At 73.1% G+C, this 11,963-nt stretch carries 10 protein-coding genes; 2 read left to right on the plus strand and 8 right to left on the minus strand.

Annotated features, from left to right (window positions below; genetic code table 11):
• The first annotated feature begins 115 nt into the window (after positions 1-115).
• Positions 116-841, plus strand: coding sequence for a lysoplasmalogenase (locus ACZ47G_RS29365; protein WP_465747739.1), 726 nt, complete (start codon positions 116-118; stop codon positions 839-841).
• A gap of 70 nt (positions 842-911) precedes the next feature.
• Here ACZ47G_RS29365 and ACZ47G_RS29370 read toward each other — a convergent pair whose 3' ends face one another.
• The 7 genes from ACZ47G_RS29370 to ACZ47G_RS29400 all read right to left on the minus strand — a co-directional run bounded on the left by ACZ47G_RS29370 (position 912) and on the right by ACZ47G_RS29400 (position 8,710).
• Complete coding sequence (locus tag ACZ47G_RS29370; protein WP_465747741.1) at positions 912-1,499, minus strand: hypothetical protein; 588 nt, start codon at positions 1,497-1,499, stop codon at positions 912-914.
• 168 nt (positions 1,500-1,667) lie between these two features.
• Positions 1,668-2,471 (minus strand): exodeoxyribonuclease III, encoded by an 804-nt coding sequence (locus ACZ47G_RS29375; RefSeq protein ID WP_380456403.1) that lies wholly within the window; start codon positions 2,469-2,471, stop codon positions 1,668-1,670.
• A 205-nt stretch (positions 2,472-2,676) separates the two neighbouring features.
• Positions 2,677-4,464: a gamma-glutamyltransferase gene (gene ggt, locus ACZ47G_RS29380; protein ID WP_465747743.1), complete on the minus strand. Its 1,788-nt coding sequence runs from the start codon at positions 4,462-4,464 to the stop codon at positions 2,677-2,679.
• A gap of 277 nt (positions 4,465-4,741) precedes the next feature.
• A complete protein-coding gene (locus ACZ47G_RS29385; protein ID WP_465747745.1) occupies positions 4,742-5,848 on the minus strand; it encodes an ROK family glucokinase in 1,107 nt (368 codons plus the stop codon).
• Positions 5,845-6,657 carry an ATP-binding cassette domain-containing protein gene (locus ACZ47G_RS29390; protein ID WP_465747747.1) on the minus strand — a complete coding sequence of 271 codons (813 nt, stop codon included), beginning with the start codon at positions 6,655-6,657 and terminating at the stop codon, positions 5,845-5,847. Before ACZ47G_RS29390 ends, ACZ47G_RS29385 begins: the two co-directional genes overlap by 4 nt.
• Complete coding sequence (locus ACZ47G_RS29395; protein ID WP_465747749.1) at positions 6,654-7,694, minus strand: ABC transporter permease; 1,041 nt, start codon at positions 7,692-7,694, stop codon at positions 6,654-6,656. Before ACZ47G_RS29395 ends, ACZ47G_RS29390 begins: the two co-directional genes overlap by 4 nt.
• The gene (locus ACZ47G_RS29400; RefSeq protein WP_465747751.1) at positions 7,691-8,710 is read right to left on the minus strand and encodes a sugar ABC transporter substrate-binding protein; all 1,020 of its coding nucleotides are present in this window, start codon (positions 8,708-8,710) and stop codon (positions 7,691-7,693) included. The genes ACZ47G_RS29395 and ACZ47G_RS29400 overlap by 4 nt, the downstream gene beginning before the upstream one ends.
• A gap of 360 nt (positions 8,711-9,070) precedes the next feature.
• Between ACZ47G_RS29400 and ACZ47G_RS29405 the strand changes: the two genes are divergently transcribed.
• Positions 9,071-10,153 (plus strand): alpha/beta hydrolase, encoded by a 1,083-nt coding sequence (locus ACZ47G_RS29405; RefSeq protein ID WP_465747753.1) that lies wholly within the window; start codon positions 9,071-9,073, stop codon positions 10,151-10,153.
• A gap of 171 nt (positions 10,154-10,324) precedes the next feature.
• Here the strand turns inward: ACZ47G_RS29405 and ACZ47G_RS29410 are convergent, their stop codons facing one another.
• Positions 10,325-11,932, minus strand: a complete 1,608-nt coding sequence (locus ACZ47G_RS29410) for a PucR family transcriptional regulator (protein WP_465747755.1) — start codon at positions 11,930-11,932, stop codon at positions 10,325-10,327.
• Positions 11,933-11,963 lie beyond the last annotated feature (31 nt).

An 11,963-nucleotide genomic window follows, 5' to 3' on the forward strand; every position in this document is an offset into this window, starting at 1 on the left:
CGTCACTCCCCGCCGCCCGACCGGGTTACGCACCGGTAACCCGGTCTTCCGCCGCCCGGTCGGCTCCCATAGGGTCGGTCTCCCCACCCCGAACGACTGCGGAGGCACACGCCGCATGAGTATCCGTACGACCACCCGCGCCACCGGCCTCACCGGGCGCCTGCGTTCGGCCACCGGCCTGCTCGGCGGCTTCGCGGCCACCTCGGCGGCGCACCTGGGCTCGATCCTGTCCGGCGCGTCCGTCCTGCAGAACGCCACCAAGCCGGCCCTGATGCCGCTGCTGGCCGCGCACAGCGTGGCGGCGGCGGCCCGCGCCGAGCGCGAGGCGCCGAAGCTGCTGGCCCCGGCGCTGCTGGCGAGCGCGGGCGGGGACGTGCTGCTCCAGCTGAAGAACGACACCGCGTTCCTGGCCGGCATGGGCTCGTTCGCGGCCGCGCACGTCTGCTACGTCACGATGTTCGTCCAGCGCGGGGCGCTCACCGACCGCCGTCGTGCCCTGGTGGTCGCGGCCGCGTACGCGACGGCCTGGGCGGGCCTGGTCAGTCAGCTCTGGCCGGACCTCGGGGACCTCCAGGTGCCGGTGGCCGGCTACAGCCTGCTGCTGACCTCGACGGCCGTCACCGCGGCCGGGCTGAACTGGCGGACCGGGCTGGGCGGGGCGCTGTTCCTGCTCTCCGACACGCTGATCGCCACCCAGATCGCGAAGTGGCGCGAGCTGCCGGGGCATCAGTTCTGGATCATGGCGACGTACGTGCTGGCCCAGTACCTGCTGGCCAGCGGCACCCTCCAGCACGAGGAGCGGCCGGAGCACCGGGAGTGGCTGGAGCCGGCGGCCGTCTGACGCACCACCGCACCGCCGGTCCGGTCAGGGTCCGGCGGTGCGCGGCGCGGCTGGGCAGGGAGGGGGGCCGTCAGGCACCTCGCCGCCGGAGCAGCCAGAAACCGCCGACGCCGCCGGCCACCAGGGCCAGCCCTCCGGCCAGTTCCGCCGGGTCCGCCGCGACCGAGCCGCCGAGGCCGGTCTTCACCGCGCCGTGCGGGGCGACCTGCTGGCTGCCGGCGCCGGACTGGCCGAGTGAGCCGGCCCACTCCCCCGCCGCCTTGCCCCAGTCGCCGAGGCCCTTGTCGGCGCCGGCGGCGGCCACGGTGGTCACCTTGACGGTGGTCGAGAAGGCGCCGCCGTCCGGGCAGGTGCCGTCGACCTTGCTGTCCCCGCCGTGCTGGGAGGCCAGCCGGGCGGAGCCGCTGTGCTTGCCGTCGGATCCCAGGGTGAGGGTCGCGGGGCCTCCCTCGAAGGCGGCGGAGTGGGCGGTGATGGTCTTGGCGTCGGGCTTGTCCGACTTCTCGCAGGAGACCGTGACCGTCACGGTCTGGCCCGGTGCGGCCTGGGACGGGCTGACCGAGGCCGCGCCGTCCCTGGCGGATGCGAGGGGGGCCGTCAGACCGGTCAGCACCGTCGCGCCGATCAGGGCGGCGGCGGCCGTACGCATGGGGCGCATGCCGGAACCTCCGGGATTCTCGGGCGCAGCCGGGGACTCCCATGTCCACGTGGTGTGTCAACCGCACCCGGTCATTCACCGACGGTAGGCAGGCGCCCGCGGCCCGGCCACCGCTCAGGACCGTTCGAGCGACGGCCCGTCACCCAGCGTGAAGGCTCACCTGAGGGCTCAGAGGTCCAGGTCGACCACGACCGGGGCGTGGTCCGAGGTGCCCTTGCCCTTGCGGGCCTCGCGGTCCACGTAGCTGTCGGTGACGGCGTCGGCGAAGGGCTTGTTGGCGTAGGTGAGGTCGATCCGCATGCCCCGGTTCTTCGGGAAGGCCAGCTGGCGGTAGTCCCAGTAGGTGTAGGGGCGGTCGTACTTCAGCGGGCGCGGCACCACGTCGTGCAGGCCGATCTCGTCGAGGGCCGCCAGGGCGGCCCGCTCGACGGGGGTGACGTGGGTGAGGCCCTCGAAGGCGGCGACGTCGAAGACGTCCTCGTCGGTGGGGGCGATGTTGAAGTCCCCCAGGACGGCGAAGGGGCGCGGACCGGCCGCGTCCTCGGCGGCGGCCTTGCGCAGCGCCTCCAGCCACTCCAGCTTGTAGCGGTAGTGGGCGTGGTCGACCTCGCGGCCGTTGGGCACGTAGACCGACCAGACCCGGACCGGGCCGCAGGTGGCGGCGATGGCGCGCGGCTCGACGTCGGGCAGCAGGGCGCCGTCGGCCAGGTAGCCGGGCTGGCCGGGCAGTCCGCGCACGACGTCCTCCAGGCCGAGCCGGGAGACGACGGCGACGCCGTTCCAGCGGCCGGTGCCGTGCGCGGCCGTCTCGTAGCCGAGCTCGCGGACCTGCTCGTACGGGAAGGCGTCGGCCGCGCACTTGAGCTCCTGGAGGCAGAGCACGTCGGGCTTGGCGCTCTCCAGCCACTCCAGGAGCTTGGGCAGCCGGGCGGTGACGGAGTTGATGTTCCAGGTGGCGATGCGGACGGTCACGGCGGGCGGCCTTCCCGGTGGTTCGGTCGGTGCGGACGGGGGTGGGCCCCCTGGGGAGGCCCACCCCGAACATACCGTCCGGCACCGACAACCCGGCCCGACCGGCACTGTGGCCGGTGCCCCGGCCAGTGCCCCGGCCGGAACTGCGGCCGGAACTGCGGCCGGTGGCCACGGCCGGTGCCACGACGGGTACTGCGACCGAGCCTCAGCCGGTGGGCCGGACCACCGCGGCCGATCCGCCGCCGCGCCGCACCGGCTCCGCGGCGGCCACCCAGCGGCCGTCCGGCAGCCGTTCCACGCCGGTGGCGGCGCCGATCTCGCCGCCGTCGGCGAAGGTGTGCCCGAGCGCCTCCAGGGCGGCCCGCTCCGGCAGCGCCAGGAAGCCGGGCTCGGCCTGGGTGACGGCGGTGTTGCGCTGGCTGGCCCGCGGCGCGGCGATGGCCTGCTCCAGGCTCAGCCCCCGGTCGAGCCGACCGAGCAGCACCTGGAGGGTGGTGGTGATGATGGTCGCGCCGCCCGGGCTGCCGGTGGCCAGCAGCGGCTCGCCGTCGCGCAGCACGACGGTCGGGGACATCGAGGAGCGCGGCCGCTTGCCCGGGCCGGGCAGGTTGGGGTCCGGGACGCCGGCCGCGAGCGGGGTGAAGTCGAAGTCGGTCAGCTCGTTGTTGAGCAGGAAGCCCCGGCCGGGGACGGTGATGCCGCTGCCGCCGGTCTGCTCGATGGTGAGGGTGTAGGAGACGATGTTGCCCCAGCGGTCCGCCACCGTCAGGTGGGTGGTGTTGGGGCCCTCGTACGGCTCGGGGACGGCCTGGCCGGTGTCGGCGCAGTCGGCCGGGTGGCGCGGGTCGCCTGGGGCGAGCGGGCTGGTGAGCGCGTGGTCGGGGCTGATCAGGCAGGCCCGGGAGGCGGCGTAGCGCTCGGAGAGCAGCTGCTTGGTCGGGACGTCCTCGAAGGCCGGGTCGCCGACCCAGCGGTTGCGGTCGGCGAAGGCGATCCGCGAGGCCTCCAGGAAGTGGTGGTAGTACTGGGTGCCGCTGTCCCCGGAGAGGTCGCCGTCCTCCAGGATGTGCAGCGCCTCGCCGACGGTGGTGCCGCCGGAGCTGGAGGGGGCCATCGAGTAGACGTCGTAGTCGCGGTAGGCGACGTGGGTGGGCGCCTGGTCGCGGACCCGGTAGGCGGCCAGGTCGGCGGTGTCGACCTTCCCGGGGCGGGCGTTGCGGCCGGAGGCCGGGTCGACCGGCGGGTGCTGCAGGGTGTTGACGATGTCCTTGGCCAACTCGCCCTGGTAGAAGGCCTTCACGCCGTTCTTGGCGAGCAGCTTGTAGGTCGCGGCGAGGTCGGGGTTGCGCAGGACGGAGCCGACCTCGGGGAGCTTGCCGCCCGGCAGGTAGATCTTGGCGGTGGCCGGGAAGTCCTTGAACCGGTTGTAGTTGTCCGAGGTCTGGCCGCGGAAGGTGCCGTCGACGACGAAGCCGTTCTCGGCGATCCGCTCGGCGGGTTCGAGGTTCTGCCCGAGGGAGCGGGTGCCCCACTGGCGCAGTGCGGAGTCCCAGGTGGCGGGGGTGCCGGGGACGCCGACGGACAGCCCGCTGGTGACGGCGTCGGCGAAGGCGAGCGGCTTGCCGTCCTCCAGGAACAGTCCGGTGTCGGCGGTGTGACCGGCCGTCTCGCGGCCGTCGATGGTGTGCACCCGGCCGGTGGCGTGGTCGTAGTAGACGAAGTACCCGCCGCCGCCGATCCCGGAGGAGTAGGGCTCGGTCACCCCGAGCGCCGCGGCGGCGGCCACGGCCGCGTCCACGGCGTTGCCGCCCTTGCGCAGCACCTCGATCCCGGCGGCGGTGGCGTCGGCGTCCACGGACGCCACCGCTCCGCCCCACCCCACCGCCTCCGGCGCCTTCGGCGGCGGCGCCGCGGCCCCGGCGGGTCCGGTGGTGGCCCAGACCAGTGCGGTGGCGAGCAGCAGTGATGGCGCTAAGCGGGTCAGAGCTCTCATCCGAGTCCTCCTGAGTCGACGTCACGTCAGTTGTTCCACAGGAGGTATGAATCCGACAACCACACCGCGCGGCTACCAATGGGTAGTTGACGCGACGGGGGAAGGCGCAGCGGGTGGGCGGCAGCGGGCGGCGGGCGGCGGGCGGAAACACAAGACAGCGAACGGAGAGCAGCCGACGGAGAACAGCGAACAGAAAACAGCTGACAGGTTTCAGAAAACAGATAACGAAATCTGTTCGCTGAAACCTGTCAGCCGAAAGCCGTCCCCCGCCCCGCCGCTACAGCGCGCTGCGCTCCACCCGCCGCCGCTTGATGGTGCGGAACCGCCGCGCCACCTGCCGCGCGAGGTCCGCCGCCCCGACCAGCCCGGCCTCGTTGCCGAGGGCGGCGTGGACGATGGTGGCCTCGGGCCGGAAGCCGCGCCCGGTCAGGGTGCGGCGGAAGGTGTCCCGGGCCGGGCCGATCAGCAGGTCGCCGGCCTCCGAGACGCCGCCGCCGATGACGAAGCGCCCCGGGTCCAGGGCGGCCGCCAGGTTGGCCATGCCGACGCCCAGCCAGGTGCCGACCTCGTAGAGCAGCTCGGTCGCGGTCGGGTCGCCGTCCTGGGCGGCCTCGGTGACCAGCGGCCCGGTGATGCCCTCGACCGTGCCGCCGGCCCGGGCCAGCAGCGGCTGCACCACCGGGGACTCCTCGGCGACCAGCTCCCGGGCGTCGCGCACCAGCGCGTTGCCGGAGGAGTACTGCTCCCAGCAGCCCCGGTTGCCGCACGGGCAGCGGTGGCCGCCGGGCACCACCTGCATGTGCCCGAACTCGCCCGCCAGGCCGTACTTGCCGCGGTCGACGTAGCCGTCCCGGACGACCGCGCCGCCGATGCCGGTGCCCAGGGTGAGCATCACCATGAGGTCCTCGCCGCGTCCGGCGCCGAACCGCCACTCGGCCCAGGCGGCCGCGTTGGCGTCGTTCTCGACGATCACCGGGAAGCGCAGCCGCTCGCTGAGCGCCTGCTGGAGCGGCTCGTTGCGCCAGTTGAGGTGGGGGGCGAAGAGCACCCGGGAGCGCTCGGCGTCGACCCAGCCGGCCGCGCCGATGCCGACCGCGTGGACGTCGTGCCGGTCGGCGAGCTGGAGCACCAGCTCGACGATCACGTCCTCGACGACCTTGGCGCTCTTGCTCTTGTGCGGGGTGTCGGTGCGCAGCTTCTCCAGCACCTTGCCCTCGCCGTCGACGACCCCGGCGACCACCTTGGTGCCGCCGATGTCGACGCCGATGGTGGGCAGCCGCAGTATCCCCGCGGGCAGGGCGCGGCGGCGGCGCTCGGCGCGCGGGCCGAGGCCGAGCAGGGTGGGCAGGACGGCCGGCCGAGTGCTGCCTTGGGGGCTGTTCACGGCTGCGGACGCTCCTCACGGGAGATGGTGGTGTTCGGACGGGCCAGCTCGTGCGAGAGCTCGGCGAGGTCGGAGCCGCCGGCCATCTCGGTGGTGAGCTGTTCGAGGCTGATCGCGTCGCGCGGGTGGCTGCCGGCCATCCGCCCCCGCTTCAGCAGCGTGAAGTGGTCGCCGACCAGGTAGGCGTGGTGCGGGTTGTGGGTGATCAGGACGACCCCGAGCCCGGCGTCGCGGGCCGCGGTGACGTACTTGAGCACCACCCCGGACTGCTTGACGCCGAGCGCCGCCGTCGGCTCGTCCAGGATGAGCACCTTGGCACCGAAGTGCACGGCGCGGGCGATGGCCACGCACTGGCGCTGCCCGCCGGAGAGGGTGCCGATCGGCCGGTCGACGTCGTGCAGGTCGATGCCCATCCTGGCGAGCGCCTCGCGGGTGGTGGCGCGCATGCCGTCGGCGTCCAGCCGAAGGCCGCCCCAGCGGCGCATGCCCTGCTCGGAGCCGAGGAAGAAGTTGCGCCACACCGGCATCAGCGGGACGACGGCGAGGTCCTGGTAGACGGTGGCGATTCCGCGGTCCAGGGCCTGGCGCGGGGAGTCGAGCCGGACCTCCTCCCCGCCGATGGTGTAGCCGCCCTGGTCGTGCTGGTGCAGCCCGGCGATGATCTTGATCAGGGTGGACTTGCCGGCCCCGTTGTCGCCGAGCACGCAGCTGATCTCGCCGGCGTGCAGGGTGAGTGAGACGTCCTCCAGGGCGCGGACGGTGCCGTAGGTCTTGCCGACGCCCTCCAGCGCGAGCAGTTCGGTACTCATCGTGGACCCCGTTCGGCCTGGCGCTTGACGTAGGCGTTGAGCAGCGCGGCCAGCAGCAGCATCGCGCCGAGGAAGAACTTGAACCAGTCCGGGTTCCACTGGGCGTAGATGATGCCCTTGCTGGCCATGCCGAAGATCAGCGCGCCGAGCGCGGAGCCGACCACCGAGCCGTAGCCGCCGGTGATCAGGCAGCCGCCGATCACCGCCGCGACGATGTAGATCAGCTCGTTGCCGACGCCCTCGCCGGACTGGACGGTGTCGAAGGAGAACAGCAGGTGCTGCCCGAGCACCCAGGCACCGAAGCCGACGCCCAGGTAGAGCAGCGTCTTGGTGCGGGCGACCGGCACGCCGACGGCGCGGGCGGCGGCCGCGTCGCCGCCGACGGCGAAGATCCAGTTGCCGAAGCGGGTGCGCAGCAGCACCCAGCTGCCGACCACCAGCAGGCCGAGCCACCACCAGACGGTGGCCTTGATCGTCAGTCCGCCGACATTCAGCTCGGAGGCGAACAGCCACCGGCAGGTCTCGAAGCCCTGCATGTCCGAGATCGACTTGGTGGAGACCGTCCCGGAGATCGCCTTGGTGACGCCCAGGTTGGCGCCGGTCAGCATCAGGAAGGTGCCCAGGGTGACGATGAAGCTGGGCAGCTTGGTGCGGCCGAGCATCCAGCCGTTGAACCCGCCGATCGCCAGTGTGGTGGCCAGCGAGACCAGGACGCCGACCCAGGTGACCGCGGTGAACTGGTACGAGACCATCGAGGAGGTCAGCGCGGCGGTGGTGACCAGCACGCCGGCCGAGAGGTCGAACTCGCCGCCGATCATCAGCAGCGAGACCGGCACGGCCATGATCCCGATGGTGGACGCCGCGTAGAGCACGGTGCCCAGCGAGGGAAGCCGCAGGAAGGGCTCGGCGACGGCCGCGAAGACCGCGAACACCGCGACGGCGGCGATCAGCGAGCCCAGCTCGGGTCGGGCGAGCAGCCGCCGCAGGGCGGCCGGGCGGTCCTGGACGAGCAGGTCGGGGGTGGCGGGGCCGGTCACCTGGTCCCCCTCGCCACGTACTCGGCGAGCGCGTCGGCGTTGTCCTTGGTCAGGATCTGCGGGCCGGTCGCGACGGGCTTGCCGCCGCCGAGCATGTCCAGGTTGGACTTGTACAGCCACAGCAGGTCGACGCCCTCGTAGCCCTGGAGGTAGGGCTGCTGGTCGACCGCGAAGCCGACGCTGCCGGACTTGAGGCCGGCCACCACCTGCGGTCCCAGGTCGAAGGTGTCCAGTTCCACGCTGCGGTGGGCGTCCTGGACGGCCTGCAGTCCGGTGGCGGCCATCGGGCCGGAGAGGGTGAGCACGGTGTCGATGGAGGGGTCGGCCTGGAGCTTGGCGGAGATCGCCGCCCGGGCGTCGGGCATGTCGACGCCGTTGACGTAGAGCGTCTGGAAGCCGCCGCCGGCCTTGGACTGGGCGCCCGAACAGCGCTCCTCCTGGCCGACGTTGCCCTGCTCGTGGATCACGCACAGCACGTTCTTGCGGCCGCGCGAGGCCAGTTCCGTACCGGCCGCCTGACCGGCCGAGGACTCGTCCTGACCGATGTGGGTCAGCGCGCCGAACTTGGCGGAGAACTCCTGACCGGAGTTGATCGTGATCACGGGGATGCCGGCCGCCTTGGCCTTGCCGAGGACGCCGGCCATCGCGTCGCCCTTGGCGAGGGTGACCAGCAGGCCGTCGACCTTCTGGTCGATGGCGGCCTGGACGAGCTGGACCTGGTTCTGGGTCTGCGCGTCGTTGGAGTACAGGAAGGTGATGTTGTCCTTGGCGGCGGCCTGCTCGGCGCCCTTGCGCACGCTGTCCCAGAAGGCGTCGCCGGCTCCGGCATGGGTCACCATGGCGACCTTCCAGCGCGGGGTGGTGACGGCGCTGCCGCCGGCGGCCGCGGCCTTGGCGCGGGCCTCCTCGGCGCGTCTGCCTCCGGTACTGCTGCAACCGGCCGCGGTGACCGCGAGGGCCAGGACGGCGCACACGGGCCAGAAGCGGCGGGACGGGCGAAAGCGGGTTGTGCTCATCCCCATAGTCTCTCTGGCCCGGCCGCGCGGGATCGCACCGCCTCGCCCGGCAGTGCGAACGGCCCGGGAGGTAAGGTGCCCCGGGGGACCTTCCTGGAAGTTCGCTGAGCATCTGGTCCGGAGCACCGCCATCCGGGTGACAGACTAGGCGCCGACCCGAAGCAGGAACACCTCGGAAACGTGATGTTCCTCTCAGGTTCCGCACAGATTCGGACGGCAACCGATCATCGGTTCGCTGCCGTCTGATGCCATTGACGTGCGTTCGGGCGAGTGGGGCCCGGGCGGCGAGCGACCCGGATACGAGAACGCATGGAACTGACAGGTACGCCATTCCTCATCCTCACCGTCATCCTGGTGCCGGTGTCCATCACAGTGGCGCTGCTGTTCTGGGGGAAGGTGCGCGGCCCCCAGCCGGTGCGCACCCTGTCCCGGATCGTCATGATCATGTTCTGCCAGGTCACCGCCGTGCTGATGGTGTTCGTGATGGTCAACAACGCGAACCTGATCTACGGCAACTGGGACGACCTGCTCGGCACCGGTGACCACGTCCGCGCGGTGCCCTCGGTGGCGCCGGTGGACCCGGCCGGCAACGCCAAGGACGGCTCCGGCGACACGGCCAAGCAGCCGCCGAAGGTGCTGCAGAAGTTCGGCGGCGTGAACGACCCGGCGGTGCCCGGGGACGTCCAGAAGACCGAGCTCAAGGGCCAGGTGTCCGGCGTCGACGGCGAGGTGCTGGTCTGGCTGCCGCCGCAGTACAACGACCCGGCGTTCAAGGACAAGAAGTTCCCCGTGGTCGAGCTGATCCCCGGCTACCCGGGCTCCTCCTCCACCTGGTACGGCACCCTCAAGGTCTCCGAGCAGCTCAAGCCGCTGATGCAGCAGGGCAAGGTCGCCCCGTTCATCCTGGTCTCGCCGCGCACCCTGCTGCTGGGCAGCCACCAGGACGCGGGCTGCACCGACATCCCCGGCAAGATCAACGCGGACGCCTGGATCACCCGCGACGTCCCGCAGATGGTGCTGGACAACTTCCGCGCCGACCCGTCCTCGGACCGCTGGGCGATCGCCGGCTACTCGGCCGGCGCCCACTGCGCCGCCAAGCTGTCGCTGGCCCACCCCAACCGCTACCGCGCCGCCATCGCCATGTCCGGCTACAACGACCCGGCGACCGAGGGCGACTCGCTGGTCGGCAAGGACCCGAAGCTGCGCACCGAGAACAACCCGGTCAACATCCTCAAGTCCGCCCAGCAGCCGCCAAAGGTCGCCCTGCTGGTCAGCGGCGCCAAGGGGGACGGCTACGAGGACGGCCAGGCGATCGCCGCCGCGGCCAAGGAGCCGACCAAGGTCCAGGTCGAGGAGAGCACCGGCCCGCACACCACCGACATGTGGAAGCGGATGGTGCCGAGCGCCTTCGAGTGGCTGACCGGGATCATCCCGGTGCAGTGACCTGCCCGCCATCCGGCCGAGAGGGCCCGCCGCGAGTGTTCGCGGCGGGCCCTCTCGGCCGTTCCGGCAGGCCCTCGGCCGTTCCGGCGGGTTCCGGGCGCTTCCAGCCACCTCCCAGGAACCGGCCTTTCCTGGGACCGGCGTCCATCGGGCGGAACTGACAGGAAACGGTCAGGCGAGTTCCAGCGCCAGGTAGAAGTCCACCCGGTCCTCCAGCCGGGAGAGGTCCCGCCCGGTCAGCTCCTCGATCCGGCCGATCCGGTACCGCAGGGTGTTGACGTGGACGTGCAGCTGCCCGGCGCAGCGGGTCCAGGAGCCGTCCGAGCGCAGGAACGCCTCCAGGGTGCGGACCAGGTCCGCCTGGTGCTCGATGTCGTACGCGATCACCTTGTCCAGCAGCCGGCTGCGGAAGGCCCGGCGGACCTCGTCCGGGACTGCGGCCAGCAGCAGCACGTGCGAGGCCAACTCCTCGGGGCCGGCCACGCAGACCCGGCCGACCCGGGCGGCGGCGATCCGGCGGGCGTGCCGGGCCTCCTCCAGGGCGCCGCGCAGGCCGCCGGCCTCCGGGGCGGGGGCGGAGACGCCGAGGGTGATCCGGCCCTCCGAGCCGAGCCCGGCCTCCAGCGGGGCGAGCAGCTCGCGCAGGGTGTCGGCGGGCACCGGGCTGTCCAGCGCGGGCAGCACCACCACGGCGCCGTGGCCCGCGCCGGCCACCAGGGCCCGGTCGCTGAGGCCGCCGAGCGCCTCCTCCAGGACGGACCGCACCGTGCCCTCCGGCAGGCCGGTGCCCTCGGCGCTGAGCACCAGCCAGGACGCGTCCTTCGTCGGGGACTTGGGCTCGGGGCTCTCGTAGCGGGCGGCCATCGCCGAGGAGGCGTACAGGGTGCGGCTGATCTCGGCCGGGTCGGCGTCGCGGCGCAGCAGGGCGAGCAGTTCGTCGGCCAGCCGACGGCGCAGCCGGCGGCCCTCGTCCCGGCGGTGGCGCTCGGCGGCGACCAGCCGGGCCAGGTTCTCGGCGAGCTGCTGGCGCTTGGTGGTCCACTCGGTGACGTCGCCGGCCACCGCGAGCACCCAGTCGGCCAGCGGGGACCCGGGCTGCGGGGCGTCCTGCTCGGCGGAGGCCGCGGCGGGCAGCAACGAGTAGGCGCCCCCGGCCAGCCGGGCCCGGTGCGGGGGGCGGCGGCGCTGACGCTGGGCGGCGAGGTGGGCGCGGACCAGCTGGTCGCGGTCCTCGGCGGTGAGCCGGTCGGCCGGGCCGGCGATCACCCCGCCGGTCGGGGTGAGCACCCAGCAGTCCAGGTCGAGGTCGCCGCCGAGGAGGTCCAGCACGGCGTCCAGTCCTCCGCCGCCGGCCGCCGAGACCAGCAGCCGGTGCCGGTCGACCAGGGCGGCGAGGTCGGCGGCGCGGTCGGCGGAGACCTGACGGCCGATGAACTCGGTGACGGTGCCGAAGGCGATGTCGTCGGGGACGGCCAGCAGCGGCATCCGGTGCCGGCGGCAGGCCTCGACCAGGTCCTCGGGCACCGGGCCGACCTCGGCCTCGCCGGCCGCCAGGGCGACGGCGCCGCCGGCCGCGATGGTCCGGACGAACCGCTCGGAGTCGGCCGGGCCGCCGCGCCAGAGCATCCCGGTGAGCACCAGCTCGCCACCGTGCAGGTAGCGGCCGGGGTCGTGCAGGTCCGTGGTCATCACACCGCTGACCTGCCGGTCCAGCTCCTCCTCGGCCGCGAGCAGGCGCAGTCGTGGGGCGCCGGGGGCGAGCAGGTCACGGACACGCATCCGCGGACTCCTAACGGGGGCTGGAACAGGG

It is taken from the genome of Kitasatospora sp. NPDC030952 (assembly GCF_055571335.1).

What these genes read in the sequence shown, in the direction of transcription:
- ACZ47G_RS29365 (WP_465747739.1), top strand. Translation starts at nt 116, where the DNA reads ATGAGTATCCGTACGACCACCCGCGCCACCGGCCTCACCGGGCGCCTG.
- ACZ47G_RS29370 (WP_465747741.1), bottom strand. Translation starts at nt 1,499, where the DNA reads ATGCGCCCCATGCGTACGGCCGCCGCCGCCCTGATCGGCGCGACGGTG.
- ggt (WP_465747743.1), bottom strand. Translation starts at nt 4,464, where the DNA reads ATGAGAGCTCTGACCCGCTTAGCGCCATCACTGCTGCTCGCCACCGCA.
- ACZ47G_RS29390 (WP_465747747.1), bottom strand. Translation starts at nt 6,657, where the DNA reads ATGAGTACCGAACTGCTCGCGCTGGAGGGCGTCGGCAAGACCTACGGC.
- ACZ47G_RS29400 (WP_465747751.1), bottom strand. Translation starts at nt 8,710, where the DNA reads ATGAGCACAACCCGCTTTCGCCCGTCCCGCCGCTTCTGGCCCGTGTGC.
- ACZ47G_RS29410 (WP_465747755.1), bottom strand. Translation starts at nt 11,932, where the DNA reads ATGCGTGTCCGTGACCTGCTCGCCCCCGGCGCCCCACGACTGCGCCTG.